This is a genomic window from Actinocorallia sp. API 0066, assembly GCF_020991275.1.
Lineage (GTDB): Bacteria > Actinomycetota > Actinomycetes > Streptosporangiales > Streptosporangiaceae > Actinocorallia.
Map to the genome: position 1 here is coordinate 160956 of NZ_JAJLQY010000015.1, position 15589 is coordinate 176544.

Consider the following 15589-nt stretch of genomic DNA (forward strand, 5'->3'; position numbering starts at 1 on the left):
TTCGGTCATGCGAACCACTCCGCGTGCTGTTCGGCGAACGTCGGGAAGGTGAGCGCGGGCCGGCCGGTGAGTTCGTGGACGGACTCGTTGGGCCCGGCCAGGAAACCGTTGCGGATGACGACGTCGTAGAGGAAACCGAGGTCCTCCACGAGGTCCTCCTTGTGGCCCTGCTCGCCGAGTGCCGTCTCGAACTCCTGCCGGGAGATGTCGCGGAAGGAGATCTCGCGATCGGTCGCGCGGCTCAGGGCGGCGGCCATCGACTCGCCGGTCACGTCCTGACGGCCGACCACGTGCACGTCCCGGCCCGCGAACCGGGACGGATCGGTGAGCAGCACCCCGCAGACGTGGGCGATGTCGCGGGCGTCGACCGCCGCGATCGCGCCGTCGCCGATCGGCAGGGCGACCACACCCGTGCGGCGGGCCCGCTCGCGGACCAGGTCGAGGTTCTGCATGAACCAGCCCGGCCGCACGATGGCGTGGTCGACGCCGGAGCCGCGCAGGTGTTCCTCGGCCGCGTGGTGGGTCCGGGCGATCGCCAGGGGCGAGTCCGCCGACGCGGCCGGAACCGAGACCTTCACGATCGGAGCCCGGCGGGACGAGGCGTTGACGTCGATGACCCGGATCTCCTGGTCGAGCTGGTCGGGGGTGTTGGCGGTCAGGAGGAGGACCGAGTCGGCGTCCGCGATCAGGCGCCCGATCGTCTCGCCGTCGTCCAGGTCGCCGGGCACGGGTGTTCCGCCCGCGGCGCGGACGCGCCGGGCGGCTTCGGAGGTCCGGGCGAGCGCTGTCACGTGCGCGCCGGCCTGGATGAGCCATGACAGGAGGGGGGTGCCGACGGTGCCGGTCCCGCCGATGATCGCGATCTTCATTCTCGAACTTTACATACCTTCGGTCGGTTTGTCGATGGCGACCGGTGGGCCGCCGCATAGGATCAGGGCATGCGACGCCAGCAGTCAGAACGCTCAGACACCACCAAACAGGCCATCGTCGCCGCCGCACGCGACCTGTTCACCGCGCAGGGATACGACCGCACCAGCATCGACCAGATCGCGGAGAAAGCGGGAGTGTCCAAGGGCGCGCTCTACCACCACTACCGCGACAAGACCGAGGTCCTCGCGGCCGTCTACACCGACATGTGCCACGACATGGGCGAACGGCTGCTGGGCGACGTCAGGCCGGGAGCCGACCCCGTCGAAGCCCTCAAAGCGGGCAGCCGCTTCTTCCTGAACGCCTGCGCCGAGCCGTCCTACCGGCAGATCGCGCTCATCGACGCCCCCGCCGTCCTCGGCTGGGCCCGCTGGCGCTCCATCGACGCCGACGGCGGCGGTTTCGGCCTGCTACGCCAGGGGCTCACCGCGGCCGCCGACGCCGGCCTGATCTCCCCCGACCACCTCGAAGAGCGCGCCCACCTCCTCATCGCCGCCCTCATCGAGGCGACACTCCTCATCGCCCGCTCCGACACCCCCCACACCACCCAGGCCGTCCTGGCCCAACTCCTCGACCAACAGTTCGAAGACCTGCTCCCCACACACACCTAGCCACGCCGCGAGGGTGGGCCCTACCGGACACAGCCGACAAAGCCAAAGGCCGATGTCCCGTCGGACACCGGCCTTGACGAAGTGCCCGGCGAGGCACTCGGCGGAGGATACGAGATTCGAACTCCTACCTAAGGCCCTTCTGACCTGCGCCGCTGGCAAAGTAACAGCTCGTCCCCGACCTGGGCCAGCCCGCGCGGCACGCCCCAGTACCCGACGGACGAACGGCAACCCCCTCGTACTCCGCAAGGTTTTGATGGAGGTTGTGGGCTGCGGTCCCGAAAACACCTCTCGTTCTCAATCGGCTGTGCCCCCGTCGGAACCGCCTTCGTCCTGCCCGCCCTCCAGAGAATGCTTAGGTTCCTCGGCTTCGGTCTTCAGGCGGATTTTTGCCTCTCTGGCCAGTGCTTCGTCTGCGGCCTTGCTACGCAAGAAGCGTCGCGTGGCGACTGCTGCGCCTCCCACCACCAGCACGCCTGCGATCCCTAGTCCCGCGCCCTGAGCCCTGAGGCCGGCGGATTTGCTTGCTACGGCCGCCTTCTCGATGATCTCGATCAGGTTCTCGACGCCGCCCGCCAGCTTCGCTTCCGTCGTGAAGTCTTGGTACTTGCCTAGGTTCCCCATCCGCTCTCCCAGGGGCTACGCGATGCTTCCTGCGCACATCTTCGTGTAGATCACCCAGTCGTGCCGCAACATCGCCAAGAACGGTCCATCGAGGGATCGCCGGCGCGGGCTGTTGCTGTCCGACCCCGCTCCTGGGTTGGGGACTGGCGGGTTCGAACGCGTGGACCCCTTCACGTCGTCTGACCTGGCCTCATTTGCTGCACGGCGCTGCCCGTCCGAACTTGTGTTCGAAGTATATCAAGCCGTAGTTTTTCGTACATGCTTTCGAATCTAGGGAGGCGCAAGCGTCTCGCGCAGGACCCTGAACGTCGCTATCGGCTACGGCTCGCCGCCGGGTTCACGACCCAGCGCGACCTGGCGAGGGCGGCGGGCCTGAGCGACGCGACCGTCTGCCGGATCGAGAGCGGGACGGTCCATGCTTCCGCACGCTCGCTGATCAAGCTCGCGAAAGCGCTGGACTGCCGTGTCGAAGATCTGCTGGTGAGGACTCCTGATGGCCCGCGTCCGTACAAGCCGCATTCCCGACCCCTCGATCGAGCCGACCATCTCGGTGCCGCGCGCGGCGCAGTTGCTCGGCGTCTCCCGCACGACGGGCTACAAGGCCGTCGGCCTCGGCGATATCCCGATCATCCACGTGGGCAACTGCCTGCGCGTCCCTACCGCCGAGATCCTCGCCATGCTCGGCATGGCACCCCAGGGGGCCCGATGACCAAGGTCTGCTACACCGACCCTTGCCCGGTTGTCGCGTTCCTCGCGGGTGTCCGGGCCCGCAAGGGCATGACCGTCGCCGAACTCTCTCGCCGGACCGGCATCTCGGAGCGGAGCTTCGGCCGGTGGGAAGACGGCGAGACCGCGCCCGACGCCGACAACCTGACCGACTGGGCGAACGCCTTCGGGTTCGAGCTCGCCCTTGTCCGCAAGGCACGACGTGCCGCTCGTCCAGCTCACCGCCCGCGACCTGACCCAGGGGAAACGCGGCATCTGCGGGCACGCCGAGGTCTCCCGCGCCTTCGGCCAGTCCGACCACGGCGACCCCGACATCGGCGGCCGGTTCCCCTGGCCCCGCTTCCTGCAACTGCTCACCGAGGAGGAACTCGACATGGACGCCAAGCAGGTCTACGACGCGGTCTGGAACCGCGACGCCATCCCCGGCCCCGACAAGGACCCCAAGAACCCCACCTGGAAGGCCGCCTCCGTCCTCACCGACACCAACAAGCGCCTCCGCGCCCTCGAAACCAAGGTCGCCGACCAGAACGCCAAGCTCACCCAGATCCTCGCCCTGCTCCAGAAGCCCCGAGCCTGAAAGGCGCCATGCTGCTCCCCTCCGTCCTCCGCACCATCGTCCCCGTGATCGTCGGCGTGCTCCTCGGCCAAGCCGCGCGCGTCGGCCTCGACCTCCCCGAGGGCGCCGTCACCGAGATCACGACCATCACCGTCACCACGCTCTACTACGGCCTGACCCGCGCCGCCGAACAGCGCTGGCCCGCCGTCGGCCGCTGGCTGCTCTCCCTCGGCATCGACGTCGGCCGCCCGTTCTACGCGCCCGGTGATCCGACCGCCACGCTCTACCGGGAGTCCTGATCTTCGCTGATGCCGCCCCGGTCTCGGGGGCGGCACCCATTTCGCGTTCTGGCGGGTGTTCGGGCGATCCTCGGCAGCCTCGCGCCTTCCTCCCTCTAGCCTCTTCCTATGCTCGTCGCTGACACCCATCTCATCCTCACCCGGCCTGACGGCGCTGTCCTGTTCCTTCTGCGTCAGGGAACCGGCTACATGGACGGCTACGCGTCGCTGGTCGCCGGGCATGTTGAGGCCGATGAGGCGGCGGACGTCGCCACGGTTCGCGAGGCGAAGGAAGAGGTCGGCGTGATCGTCGAACCTGACGGTCTTCGGTTCGCGCACGTCATGCACCGCCACGCTCCAGGAGAGCCGGGCAGCCGGGTGTCCTGGTTCTTCACGGCGTCCTCGTGGATCGGAGACCCCGCCAACATGGAACCGGACAAGTGCGCGGGTCTCTTCTGGTGCGATCCTGCGGACTTGTCCGGTCTGGGTGTTCCGGTGGTTCCGTACGTGGCCGAGGCGCTGGCGTGTATCTCTCGGGGCGAGGGTTTCAGCGCGAACGGCTGGCGTTAAGCCTCACGGCCGAGCAGCAGGTAGGGGTATCCCCGGCGGTCGCGTGCCCCGAGGAGCTGCTCCCCGACGGCGTCGATCAGGTCGGCGATCTTCTCGTGGGCGTCGTCCAGGTGCCCGCTGCCGATGTACTCGAACTCGACGAACGAGCCGAGGTCCTCGACGGCGTCCACACAGATCTCGACGTCGGCGAGCTGCCAGCGCTCGCGCGCCTTGTCCACGGTCACCATGTCGGCGAAGCCGAGCCGGTGGAGGGCCTCGGTGATCGGGTCCGGGTCGCCGATGACGGTCTCGAACTCGTCGGCGTGCGAGGCATTCGGGTCGCCGAGGGGTAGCCACTGCTTGAAGTTGAAGCTGTGGGTGACGTCTGCGGGGTCGCCGGTGCCGGGGTCGTCGTGGCGGAGTCTCAGCCACTCGGAGACCACGTCGTCGGCGAGGAAGTCGCGGCTCGGGTGGTTGAAGTAGCGGTCCGTCTGCCGCGAGGTTCCGATGAGTTCGGCGCCCAGGGACTTGAGCTGGTCGCGCAGGCCGTCCGGGTCGGGGGCCGCGTATTTGCGTTCGACCTCTGTGTTCTTCACGCGCTCTCCTTCGCGCTGGTGCCGCCGTCGGATTCGGCGACTCGGGTGTTGATGAGGTCCGCCACCTGATCGACGATGGCGGCCTGGTCTCGCAGGCCGTTGATCACTGGCACCTGGCGGAGGGACGCCCACGCCAGGTACTGGCGTCTCACCCGTTCCAGGTAGCGAGGGCCCTGTGTCTCGAAGCGGTTGGTGTCTTCGAGGCTGGTCACCCGTTCGTGCGCGGCGGCTCCGGGCAGGTCCACGAGCACGGTGACGTCCACCGGCAGGGCTCCGGCGAGCGCGGCCTCCAGCGACCGGAGCAGGAACGGCGACGTTCCGGCGACGGTGCCGTAGGCGACCACGGCGCCCGCCCAGCGCTCCAGCACGATGAGGTCTAGCGGCTGGGGCTTCAGCGCTGACGCCGTCGCCATTCGAGACGAGGCGAACGCCAGGGACTCGGCGTCCGCAGACAGTTTCTCGGCGGACATCAGGGCGGTGCGGATCGCCGTCCCGTAGCGCGTGTGCTGGACCGGGTCGATGGCCTGCGCCCTGCCCGACGTCCACAGCAGGATGAGGGAGTTCGCGAGGGTGGTCTTGCCCGCCCCGTTGACGCCCTCAAGGCAAACGATCATGACTATCCCTCTCTGCGCCGGTAGCGCTGATCGAGGTCGAAGGCCGCGCCGTCCGGCAGCACACGCGCGGCGAGCGCCGCCAGCAGCGCTGAGGGCTCCACGTCGGCGGTCTCCGTGGCGGTCTTTGATCCGGTGAGCTGGGCGGTCAGGGTGCGGAGCAGATCGAACGTCGCCGCGCGGTATCGACGGACCAGCTCGCCGGCCTCTCCCGAGGGGGAATCGGCGACGGAGGATCTGACCGCCATGCGGGCCTCGTAGACCGGTGCGAACATGCCTTCCGTCCATACGCGGCACCATCCGGCCATCTCCTCGACGATCGGGTCGGCGTAGGCCGAGGAGTAGCGGCAGAACGACGGGTCATAGCCGTGGAGCAGGTCCGGGCGTCGTCTGCACAGCATGTCCGCGTACCGGGAGTTCTTGAGCACCTCCAGTTCGGTCGCCATGTAGGCGACGTGCTGGAAGACGGGCTCGCCGGACATGGTCAGTTCCTCGCCGTCCAAGTAGCGGCTGACTGCGGCGACGGCTTCCAGGCGGTCGGCTGCCGGAGCGCAGATGATGTCGGTGCGTGCGAGGAACGCGAGGTTCTCCCTCAGCTCGTCCACGGTCAGCAGCGGGTCGAAGGTGATGAATCCGAACTCCAGTGGGACGCCGAGGTGGGAGCCGACCCGCAGCGCGTCCTCGGCCTGGGAGATGGTGTGGCCCTTGCCGTAGCGCCGGAGCTGGCCGGGGCTGCCGGACTCCACGCCGACGAACAACCGGCGCATGTCGCTGACCGCGTTGGCCAGCAGCGCCGCCCGCCGGAGGTTCCACCGTTCGGAGTGCCGTCGGTCGAAGAGCTGCTCCAGGCGGGTGTAGACCTCATACCTGAGGCCATGGGCCCGGCAGGCCCGCATGATCCTGTCAGCGTGCAGCCTGGGAGGAGGCGGGTCCTCAAGACCCTCGGACCCGAAGAACTCCTCGTCCACGAGCGAGATAGCGGGTGGCCCGGTTAGGCGTCCGAACCTCGCGAGGATCGCGGCGCCGGCCGTCGAATCGTCCCGATGCCAACCCTCGCCCTTGTGCTTGCGGGGGCAGAAGGTACACGCCCCGTACTGGCAGCCGAACGACGTCTCCAGCGAGACCTGCCCGCCCGCCTGGGCGACCGTGAGCACGAGCCCGTCATCGGGAGCCACCAAGACCGGCGGCTCCTCGCGGCCCGTCGCCTCGATGGACTGGCCGGGAGTCATCAGGCCCGGAATCCGCTTCCACTCCGCAGGCTGGGCGAGCCGTTCGCAGAGAGTCTGCAAGGGGCGTTCGCCGAGCCCGGTCGCGACGAGCACCCGGCCGGCGTTGGATGCTTTCTTGAACGGTTTGGCCGCTTCGTCGGGTGAGAACGCGGCCAAGATGTTGCCCAGGACGACCACCGGTTGCTGGTCCACGGCCTCGATCGCCTCGGCCAGATCAGCGAGCATCCTCCATTGACCGAAGTTCACGCCCACCCCGACCACGTCAGGCGCTCTGCCGAGGGCCGCTCGGACGAGGTCGAGAGATGGTGCCTCCGCGACCGTGTAGTCGATCACCTCGACCGTGGCGGCGTGGGCGTACCGCAGCCAGGAGGCGAGCCGCGCGATGCCGAGCGGCAGCCTCGCCCTGCGGTACCGTTCGCGGTCGCCGAGGCCGATGAGGAGAACCGACGGAACCTTGAGCCGGGCGGTCAGCTCGACGCTGGTCGGAAGCGTCATCGCCCACAGGTCGCCGCCCCGAACGGACGTCGCGACCCCGAAGCGGCCAGCGAGCAGATCGGCAACGAGCGGAGCGTCGGGAAGCCCCGTCGGCCGCACCGCCATGACGGAGGTCTGATCCTCGGCGACTCGCACCGCGTACGGCCGGAGCGGATCGCCGCCCAGCACCGCGCCCGGTGCGATCTCGGCGAGGCGGGCGGCGGCCGACTCCCACGGTGTGGGCTGTTCCGACAACGCTCGCAGGAAGTCCCCTACCTCGGGATTCACGACGCGCTCCCAGACCTGACCGCGAGGTCCAACGGGTCGCCGATGAACAGGCCGTGGCGAGCCTCGAAGTCCAGGGCGTTCCGGCCGCATCCCTTCCAGTAAGGCTGGATCGGGAACTCGTCGTGGACCCGCTGAAGCCCCACCGCCACCTCGGCGAGGACCTCGTAAGAGGGCCGGATCGTGAGCCCGAGATCGCTGTGGACGTCACTGTGGAAGGCGTTGACGATCGGGGAGACGCCCAGCGCGGCGAGGGCTCGCGCCCCCTCGATCGTGGATGCGGGAGACTCCAGCCCGGCGATGAGGATCGAGTGTGCCCGGTACCTGCCGACGACCGCGACCAACTCCCGCAGGGCCCGCAAGATCTGGGCCTGCCCGTAGTCCGCGTGCTTCCCCGGAGCCACTTGCTCGAATCGGCCGGAATCCCAGACCTCCAGGTTGAAGCCCACATGGATGCCCGGAACCTGACGCAGCTCACCCAGGAGGCCGAGATCCCGCGGAGGCATGGTGACCACGTGAACCGACACCTCGGCCGAGGCTTCCTCGACCGCCTCGCCGACGGCCCGCGCGAGTTCGACGTGCCGCAGGAACCCGGTATCCAGGTTCCGTTCGTTACCGCCCACGATCATCACCTGATTCACCCGCGACGGCTCGCCGGACAAGACCTCGGCGACCGCCCGCCGGACCTCATCCGGCGTGAGCCGGTTCGCGAACTCCGTCTCAGCAGCCGTGCCGTGCAGCGAGCAGAACCGGCAGTTCGTTCCGTCGGTGAAGAAGTAGCAGGCTCGCGGCGAGAAGAAGCTGAGCGCGCTCCCGCCGTAGAGGTTCGCGACCGCCGCCAAGCCAGGATCGGCCCTGAGGCTGGTGAGATCGTCGGTCAACTCCACCGGCACCACGCGCCCGAGCCCACGGAGGGCGGGCCGTCCCCGGTCTGCGGTCAACGTCCAGGTGTCGTCCCCGTAGACGTTCACGGCGACGGTCACGGGAACACCGGCCTTGGACCTGATCACGATCTCCTGCGGCGTCTCCGAGCGAGCGCCACCCCAGACCGGCGAGTTGTAGAAGTTCCGCCGACGCACCGCACTCGGCCGGGAGGCGAACCACTCGGCGAACGCGTCATCCACCACCATCCCGTGGGACAGGAGGCTCAGCTTGATCCAGGCCGCCCCCTCGACCGTTGGCGCGCTCACCGCCGAGCCTCACGGAACGACGGAACGAGCGTGATCGTGTCCGGAGAACCAGGCTCGGCCACCCTTGTCTTGCCGTTGCTCATGCTTCCTTCTCTCCTTTGCGTTTGGGTACTCAGCCGCAGCCGCTCCGCTGACTCAGGTGGCCAGGCGAGGGGATTGCTGATGACCGGGCGGGCGGCGGAGATCCGCCCGAGCGGGCTCACGTCGTCGCCACGGCGGAAGGAACGCCCCGAGGGCGTCGCGCAGCCAGGTGACGGGGGCAGGCTCAACGAACGGCTCGGGTTCTCCGTCCAGCCACGAACTCGGCATCGGCCGCTCCGGGAACGGAGCCGAGGGAACTCGATCGGTGGGAAGCGTCTTGCCCTGGCTCGCGTAGAGCCCCGCCAGCAGCTCGGCGAGCCTGTTCCTGGAGCTGGCCTCGATCAACTGACCGCAAGCGAGCGCCCACCACTGCCCGGTGTGCTCACCGAACCAGACCTCGGCCTCGGTGAACCGGGCCTTGAACGTCCCGAGTGCCGCGTTCCCCGTCCAATGCGAGCGCTCGCGCTCGTCCGTGATGTGCGGCAGTGGTGCTCGCGTGGTCGTAACCTTCTGCATGGCGGACCTCCTACGTCCGTCAGGCCCCGGACTCCCGCTGTTGGCGCAGCGGCCGGGGCCGCTCTATTAATCGGGCGGTCTTGACGGCAGAGCCGGGCTCCGCACGTCGGTCTAGGTGAAACCGACCTCGAACCACACGGTGGTTCGGCCGGGCTTGAGGGCGACGCCCCAGTCGGTTGAGAGGGCGGCGAGGATCATGAGCCCGCGTCCGCACTCGGCGGTCACGGAGGGGGTTTTCGGCTCGATCGCCCAGGTGCTCCCGTGATCGGTGATCTCGACGGACCGACTTGTCGTGCCGGAGAAGGCGGAGCCTGATCGGGCCTGAGCCGTGAATGACGGCGTTAGCCGCGATCTCGTCGGCCATCAGCACGACGTCGTCCAGATCGACGTTCAGCCCGGCGAGCTTCTCGCGCAGCCAGCCACGGGCCACCCGTGGAGCGTGAAGGCTGCGGGGAAGGCGCCGGCCGCCGAGTGATCTCGGGAGCGCCTCGGCCATGTCAGATTTTCTTTGCGAACGTGGACCAGGCCGAGCGACTGAAGGCAAGGGTCGGGCCAGCGGTGTCCTTGGAGTCGCGGACGACGACGGTGCTGCCGCCGTCCGCGACCTCGACGCACTGCCGTTCCTGGCTGTGGCTGGACTTGCGGAAGTTGAGCGGCTGCATGGGCCCTCCCAGGTGGGCGTCGGAAAACGACACCCCGACACTGCCTCGGGAGGAGACGACCAGGCCAGGACTATGCAGAGATATGCAGAAGAATCTCAGCGGAGGTCCGCGAGGGCGGCCTGCACCAGCGCACGGGCTTCGTCGCCGGTGACGGCCATGGCCGTCAGGACGGCGAAGGCTCGCTCGTACACGGAGGTTTCCGACGGCTGGGTCACGGTGATCTCGGCGGTCAGGAGCTCGGTGATGACTCGGTCGGAGTCGTAGATCCAGAAGCCGTTGAGGGGCGGCATCGCCTCGCGCGGAGTGTCCGCGGGGATGATCGCGACCGAAACGTTCGGTCGGGTCATGACCGTCAGCAGGTATCCGAGCTGCTCGGCCATCGCGGCGCGGCTACCGAACCGCGTACGGAGGGCCTGCTCTTCCAGGACCACCGCGAACGTGCGCTGCCCTTCCTCAATGACTCGTCGGCGCTCCATGCGCGCGGCGACGGCTTCGGCCAGGTCATCTGGGATGCGGTTGAAGGCGATCACGCTTCGCAGAACAGCCTCGGCGTAGCCGGGGACCTGGAACAGGCCGGGGATGACGCCCGATTCGTAGATCCGGAACCGGGTGGTCCGCTTCCACAGCGGGACGTACTCCTCTTGGATCTTGCGCAGGCCGGCTCTATGCCGACGCTTCCACTCGACGTAGGCGGAGTTCACAGCTTGGGCCGAGGCAATCAGATCCTCGGTCAGGTCGGTGGCGTCGCACAGTTGGCACCACGTCCGGATGTCCTCGACGGACGGGGAAGTGACGCAGTGTTCCAGCTTCGAGACTTTGGTCTGGTGCCAGCCGGCGCGGTTGGCCAGTTCGGTCGCGGTCAGGCCCGCGCGTTCCCGGATCTCTCGGAGCCGGTCGGCGAGGGCCTGACGTGCTTGCTGGACGTTGGATGACGGACGCGAGGACATGGGGAAGCGCGACCGCTCAGCCGAAGATCTCGTCGGCCGGATAGACCGCGCGGTCCCAGACGGCGGCGAAGGACTCAGCGCAGAACTTCACGACGTCCGGGTCCGTCGTGACCTGCTTCCCCTTCGGGCGCCCGTCGGCGTCGAACAGGTTGAAGAGCACTCGGGCCGAATCGAGGCCGGCGTCCGCGAGCCAGAAGTCGTTGCCCGGCAGGCGGAGGTCCGTGGCGAGGTCCCGGTTCAGCCAGCGAGCCTGCTCCCCTTGTTCCAGAGGCCATCGCCGACCTGCGTACAAAAACCGCTGGTAGTCGCTGACCGGGCCCGTGGAGACCAGCCGGGCCCGGCGGATGACCACGCCCCGTGCGGCGGTGGCCTTCGTCAGATCCCAGTACGGGCCCGGCGTCGGCGGCAGGTCATCTGGCTTGCCGTTCTCCACCCACCACCGCCAGAGCTCGTCCTCGGCGCTGACGGCGTACCGGTCGTGGAGCTCCAGATGATCGAGGGAGTGTGACGCGGAGCCGAAGAACTCCGCGAAGTCGTCAAGCCGAGCCGGAGCCTTCAGAGTCAGGTCCACCGAGAGCCTCCAGCTTGTCGAGGGCTTGCCGCAGGAACGGGATCATCCGCTCCGGGAAGCGGATCACCGACTCGTGACCGGGCACCGGGTAGAACATTCGCTCCACCTCGGCGATCAACTCCGGGGACGCGTCCCAGCTCTGGAGCACCAGCTCCCTCTTCACGGGGTCCACGAACACCGTGGGGGACTGACCTTCATAGCTTTCCTGGTCGGTTCCAATGAACTCTAGGGCCACGGCCATCTCCTGTCTGGGTGAATGCAGAGATATGCAACTAGCACCCTGCCCGCGCCCGAGGAGGCCGTAAACGCTGCTGGCCGAGTACGGTCACGCGATAGGTCAGTTCTCGCCCTCGCCGACCTCGTCAGGGTTCTCACCTTTCTTGGGTTTCCGGGTGATCGGCTTCTGATCGACGATGACCCCGTCGGGGCGGTAGTAGCGGAACGCGCTTGGGTATACCTTGTGATCGTCTTCGTACATGATCACCCAGCCGACGAGGGCGCTGACCTGCCATTTGCCGGTCAGATGCGCGCCGACGAATTGAAAAGCTTCCTCGGCCGTCATCTCCGTGTCCGTGACCGTGACGACCTTCTCGCCCAGCGGCCCGAGGCCCTGCGCGAAGCGGAAGTTGAAAGGCAGTCCCTGCTTGATCGCTTTGAGCAGGACCTTGAGGGGCTGTTGGCCAGGAACCAGTCCCTGGACCTTGCGAGCCAGGTCGATGGGGAACTCCAGGTCCCAATGGTTCTCGCTGTTCCGCGTTGTGTCACGCTCACTGCCTGGGTCGTTCGGGCCGAAGCCACGGTTGTTCCAGACGATCGTTCCTGTCTCAAGATGCCTCTTGATCAGCATCTTTTCGGGTGAGACAGACGATAGGTCTTCTTCGACGAAGAGACATCGAAACGACATCTCCGAGACCGAGATGCCAGCCCGCCCGGACAGCTTCTTGAGGTGGTCGCCGAGGCGCTTCGGAAGCGGTTGGTCGGCCTTCCCCACGTAGGTGAGCACGCGCTCCTCGCCAGGCTTCTGGCGGAAGAGTTGATAGACGCCGGACAGGCTGGCCAGCCCGAGCTTCTCGGCCAGGGGGTAGAGAGCGTCGAGATTCTCGCTGGTAAGCGGCGCTGGTTCGAGGCGATCCAGCGCGGCGAACAGCTGCGTGCTGAGGGCCTCGGTGATGCTGAGTCGGAACTGATTGCTGTACGGGCCGGCCATATACGCGGTGCTCCCCTCGACGACCCCAGCGATCGTCGCGAGGACCTGTGCGTCCGATGGGCGTGGCGCGAACGCTCCCCATTCGCCACTGCTGGTGTCGTGTCCAGTCAAGTCTTGATCCAATCATCGCAGGTCCCGGTGGAGCTGTGTCCGTAAGGCTCCGATGCCTCCCGGTAGCTGGACAGATTCCGCCCCGATTTGTTCAAGTGTTCGAAGAAAATCAGCCGGAAACGCTGCAAGATCACTAACTCCGCGGTACGCTTTTCTCATGGTTGAAGAGTCGGAAGGCCCCTCGGTGGAGCGGACGAGTGTCGAGCTGTTCGCGGGGGGTGGAGGGCTCGCCATGGCGGTCGAGCGGGCGGGTTTCCGGCCCCTCCTGTTCAACGAGTTCGCGAAGCGCGCCTGTGAGACGTTGGTCGAGAACAAGGCCGACCGATACGAAGTGGAGGGTGGCCACCCGCCGATCCCGAAGCCGGGGGAGCGCCCGCCGCTGATCGAGGGCGACATCCGGAAGGTGGACTTCGACTACCTCAAGGGCGGCGTGGACGTCCTAGCGGGCGGGCCGCCGTGTCAGCCGTTCAGCCTCGGCGGCGTCGCCAAGGGCGACGAGGACGAACGGAACGGGTTCCCGCACATGTTCCGCGCCATCCGCGAGATGGAGCCGAAGGCGGTGATCTGTGAGAACGTCCGGGGTCTGCTTCGCCCCTCGTTCGTGCCGTACTTCGAATACATTAAGAACGAACTGCGCCTACCGTTCGAGGAACGCGACGAGGGCATCGAGTGGCAGAAGCATGACGAGGCATTGCGGCTCATGCTCCGCGGCGCGGAGGTCGAGCCCGACCAGAGCTATGAGGTCGAGCACTTCGCGGTCAACGCCGCCGACTTCGGTGTCCCTCAGATCAGGAACCGCGTCATCCTGATCGCCTTCCGCCGAGACCTCGGCGTCAACTGGGATCGGTTCATGGACCTCGTCAAGCCGGGGTTCTCCGAGGCCGCTCTACACGCGTCGATGCGTGACGGTTCCTACTGGGATCGGCACCCTGAGGTTCCCAAAGCCGTCCGTGATCAGGTCATGGCCCGAGTTCCACAGGACCCGCTCACGCCGTTGGACCCGGAGATCAAGCCGTGGCGTACCCTGCGCGACGCCATCAAAGGCATCCAAGAGGCGGAGGGGCTGCCGAAGCTCCCGCCGCTGCCACCGGTGGAGAAGCTCGACCGCAAGGAGTACAACCTCGGCGGGTTCACCGACCACATTGGCTGGCCCGACGCGCGGATCTACGCTGGACACACGCCCAACGAACTCGACCGTCCGGCCAAGACGGTCAAGGCTGGTGTCCATGGTGTTCCGGGAGGCGAGTCGGTGATGCTCCTCGATGACGGTACCCACCGCTACATGACGGTCCGCGAGACCGCCCGAGTGATGACCTTCCCCGACGGTTGGAAGCTGTCCGGCCCGCGCGGGGAGAAGATGCGGCAACTCGGCAACGCGGTCCCGGTCCTACTGGGCAAGGTCTTCGCCGACGCCGTCGCCACCGTCCTGAACGAGGCCGAGCAGAAGAAGTGACAGACGCACCCGCCTCAGAACACGGGCGGTGGAAGGACAAACCGCCGCCCGCACGAGCCTGGAAGGGAAGGCCCGGTCTCACCCGCGCCGCCCGCACCGCCGAACAGGACCGGGCAGCCGGCGGGAACGACCGCCGATACATCGATCTCGGCGACGGCCGGACCGCCCAAGCCTCCGTCGCGCTGAAGGTCCTCCCTAACACCCGGCGTATCCGGGCCTACCTGCGCTGGTCCGACAAGAGCAAGTCACCCACCATCTACCTCGGCGAGGTCTCCGAGAGCACCCGCGCCCGCAACCTCGCGGCGGCCTGGCGGCTGGCGTTCGAGCAGGAACTCCTGATCATCCCGGAGCCGCCGGACGGTTCATGGGCGAGCACCCCGGCCTCGCGCAACGTCATGAAGGCCAACAAGAACAGGGACACCAAGCCCGAACTCGCGCTGCGCTCGGCCATCCATAAACGCGGCCTCCGCTACCGCGTGGACGCGCGGCCGGTCGAGGGACTTCGCCGACGAGCCGACGTGGTCTTTCCCCGAGAACAGATCGCGGTCTTCTCCGACGGCTGTTACTGGCACGGTTGCCCTGAGCACTACCGCCCCGCGAAGCGGAACAACCAGGAGTTCTGGAGCGACAAGATCTCCAAGAACCGCGCCCGAGATCGCGACACCGACGCGCAACTGATCGACGCGGGTTGGTTGGTCATCCGGGTGTGGGAACACGAGGACCCAGTCGGCGCCGCCGACCGCATCGCCCATGCGGTGCGGGAGCGCCTGGGCGGAGCCCCGCCGGACGAGCTCTGATTCCGGACCCCCTCGTCCCAGCCTTTGACCCGTTCGCGTAAAGAAGTTGTGCTTTGCTACTTCTGATCTACGGCGGGCGAGCAGAGGGTGAATGCCTTGAACGAACGCGTTCTGGCGGGGATGAGGGCTGTGAGTGCCTCTGAGGTCATGCGGCTCGTGCGTGTTGTTCGCGAGATGGTGGACCTTGATCCAGAGATCTCGGGGCGTGATGTGCTCGTCCGCCTCGAAGCTCTGGCGGACGAGGCCGTGGAGCAAACGGAGGCCGCGCTCCTGGCCAGCGAGCCAGATCATGCCGAGTGCGCGAAATGCGGGAAGCCCATCGAGACCACTGCCGGCGATCGCGAGCGCTGGGTTCATAGCGACTCCGACCGCAGCCGAGGGTGCCGGGCGGCGACCTTCACAGAAAATGAGGGCTGGAACGACGAGATCCCCCGGACGTGGAAGGCTCAGCCCAAGAAGCGATGATCTATCGAAGGCCGAGGTCCGCTGCTTAGGGGCCTCGGCCTCGTTCGAGGACTACGCGGCCAATGAAAGCGCACCGTTCGGGTTCATGACGGCGGCGATGACGTCGGCGGCGTGGGTGTCGGCCTT

General features: G+C 67.5%; 20 protein-coding genes and 2 pseudogenes. 10 read left to right on the forward strand and 12 right to left on the reverse strand.

The genetic code is table 11. The annotated features are described in order from the left end of the window. Positions 1–5: 5 nt before the first annotated feature. The gene (locus LO762_RS29810) at positions 6–869 is read right to left on the reverse strand and encodes an NAD(P)H-binding protein (RefSeq protein WP_230619468.1); all 864 of its coding nucleotides are present in this window, start codon (positions 867–869) and stop codon (positions 6–8) included. 69 nt (positions 870–938) lie between these two features. Here LO762_RS29810 and LO762_RS29815 point away from each other — a divergent pair, with 69 nt between their 5' ends. After that, positions 939–1538: a TetR/AcrR family transcriptional regulator gene (locus LO762_RS29815; RefSeq protein ID WP_230619469.1), complete on the forward strand. Its 600-nt coding sequence runs from the start codon at positions 939–941 to the stop codon at positions 1536–1538. 294 nt (positions 1539–1832) lie between these two features. Here the strand turns inward: LO762_RS29815 and LO762_RS29820 are convergent, their stop codons facing one another. Beyond that, on the reverse strand, positions 1833–2159 hold the full coding sequence (locus LO762_RS29820; RefSeq protein ID WP_230619470.1) for a hypothetical protein: 327 nt from the start codon (positions 2157–2159) through the stop codon (positions 1833–1835). 258 nt (positions 2160–2417) lie between these two features. On the opposite strand from LO762_RS29820, the pseudogene LO762_RS34000 reads away from it, so the two are divergent. The 6 genes and pseudogenes from LO762_RS34000 to LO762_RS29840 form a co-directional block, all read left to right on the forward strand. Then, positions 2418–2624: pseudogene (locus LO762_RS34000) on the forward strand (helix-turn-helix domain-containing protein); the annotation flags it as partial. Positions 2625–2652: 28 nt separating this feature from the next. Next, positions 2653–2868: a helix-turn-helix domain-containing protein gene (locus tag LO762_RS29825; protein WP_230619471.1), complete on the forward strand. Its 216-nt coding sequence runs from the start codon at positions 2653–2655 to the stop codon at positions 2866–2868. 65 nt (positions 2869–2933) lie between these two features. Beyond that, a pseudogene (locus tag LO762_RS34005) lies at positions 2934–3056 on the forward strand (helix-turn-helix domain-containing protein); the annotation flags it as partial. A 13-nt stretch (positions 3057–3069) separates the two neighbouring features. Then, the gene (locus LO762_RS29830; protein ID WP_230619472.1) at positions 3070–3462 is read left to right on the forward strand and encodes a hypothetical protein; all 393 of its coding nucleotides are present in this window, start codon (positions 3070–3072) and stop codon (positions 3460–3462) included. 8 nt (positions 3463–3470) lie between these two features. Further along, complete coding sequence (locus tag LO762_RS29835; protein WP_230619473.1) at positions 3471–3740, forward strand: hypothetical protein; 270 nt, start codon at positions 3471–3473, stop codon at positions 3738–3740. A gap of 108 nt (positions 3741–3848) precedes the next feature. Then, complete coding sequence (locus tag LO762_RS29840; RefSeq protein ID WP_230619474.1) at positions 3849–4289, forward strand: NUDIX domain-containing protein; 441 nt, start codon at positions 3849–3851, stop codon at positions 4287–4289. On the opposite strand, the gene cyaB is transcribed toward LO762_RS29840, so the two are convergent. The 10 genes from cyaB to LO762_RS29890 all read right to left on the reverse strand — a co-directional run bounded on the left by cyaB (position 4286) and on the right by LO762_RS29890 (position 12748). Next, on the reverse strand, positions 4286–4864 hold the full coding sequence (cyaB, locus tag LO762_RS29845) for a class IV adenylate cyclase (protein ID WP_230619475.1): 579 nt from the start codon (positions 4862–4864) through the stop codon (positions 4286–4288). The genes LO762_RS29840 and cyaB overlap by 4 nt on opposite strands. After that, entirely contained in the window at positions 4861–5478 is a 618-nt protein-coding gene (locus LO762_RS29850; RefSeq protein ID WP_230619476.1) for a hypothetical protein, read from the reverse strand. The genes cyaB and LO762_RS29850 overlap by 4 nt, the downstream gene beginning before the upstream one ends. 2 nt (positions 5479–5480) lie before the next feature. Further along, complete coding sequence (locus LO762_RS29855; protein ID WP_230619477.1) at positions 5481–7466, reverse strand: radical SAM protein; 1986 nt, start codon at positions 7464–7466, stop codon at positions 5481–5483. Next, positions 7463–8653 carry a radical SAM protein gene (locus tag LO762_RS29860; protein ID WP_230619478.1) on the reverse strand — a complete coding sequence of 397 codons (1191 nt, stop codon included), beginning with the start codon at positions 8651–8653 and terminating at the stop codon, positions 7463–7465. Before LO762_RS29860 ends, LO762_RS29855 begins: the two co-directional genes overlap by 4 nt. A gap of 135 nt (positions 8654–8788) precedes the next feature. Next, positions 8789–9250, reverse strand: a complete 462-nt coding sequence (locus LO762_RS29865; protein ID WP_230619479.1) for a hypothetical protein — start codon at positions 9248–9250, stop codon at positions 8789–8791. Between the two features lie 497 nt (positions 9251–9747). Continuing rightward, positions 9748–9912 (reverse strand): DUF397 domain-containing protein, encoded by a 165-nt coding sequence (locus tag LO762_RS29870; RefSeq protein ID WP_230619480.1) that lies wholly within the window; start codon positions 9910–9912, stop codon positions 9748–9750. 95 nt (positions 9913–10007) lie between these two features. Further along, positions 10008–10859, reverse strand: a complete 852-nt coding sequence (locus LO762_RS29875) for a helix-turn-helix transcriptional regulator (protein ID WP_230619481.1) — start codon at positions 10857–10859, stop codon at positions 10008–10010. 16 nt (positions 10860–10875) lie between these two features. Further along, complete coding sequence (locus LO762_RS29880; protein ID WP_230619482.1) at positions 10876–11430, reverse strand: DUF6879 family protein; 555 nt, start codon at positions 11428–11430, stop codon at positions 10876–10878. After that, positions 11396–11665, reverse strand: a complete 270-nt coding sequence (locus LO762_RS29885) for a hypothetical protein (RefSeq protein ID WP_230619483.1) — start codon at positions 11663–11665, stop codon at positions 11396–11398. The genes LO762_RS29880 and LO762_RS29885 overlap by 35 nt, the downstream gene beginning before the upstream one ends. Before the next feature lie 102 nt (positions 11666–11767). Beyond that, a complete protein-coding gene (locus LO762_RS29890) occupies positions 11768–12748 on the reverse strand; it encodes a hypothetical protein (RefSeq protein ID WP_230619484.1) in 981 nt (326 codons plus the stop codon). A gap of 157 nt (positions 12749–12905) precedes the next feature. Here LO762_RS29890 and LO762_RS29895 point away from each other — a divergent pair, with 157 nt between their 5' ends. From LO762_RS29895 to LO762_RS29905, 3 genes are all read left to right on the forward strand, one after another. Continuing rightward, positions 12906–14201 carry a DNA cytosine methyltransferase gene (locus LO762_RS29895; protein WP_230619485.1) on the forward strand — a complete coding sequence of 432 codons (1296 nt, stop codon included), beginning with the start codon at positions 12906–12908 and terminating at the stop codon, positions 14199–14201. After that, positions 14198–14998 (forward strand): very short patch repair endonuclease, encoded by an 801-nt coding sequence (locus tag LO762_RS33775; protein ID WP_230619486.1) that lies wholly within the window; start codon positions 14198–14200, stop codon positions 14996–14998. Before LO762_RS29895 ends, LO762_RS33775 begins: the two co-directional genes overlap by 4 nt. 96 nt (positions 14999–15094) lie before the next feature. Beyond that, positions 15095–15463 (forward strand): hypothetical protein, encoded by a 369-nt coding sequence (locus tag LO762_RS29905; RefSeq protein WP_230619487.1) that lies wholly within the window; start codon positions 15095–15097, stop codon positions 15461–15463. Positions 15464–15589: the final 126 nt, after the last annotated feature.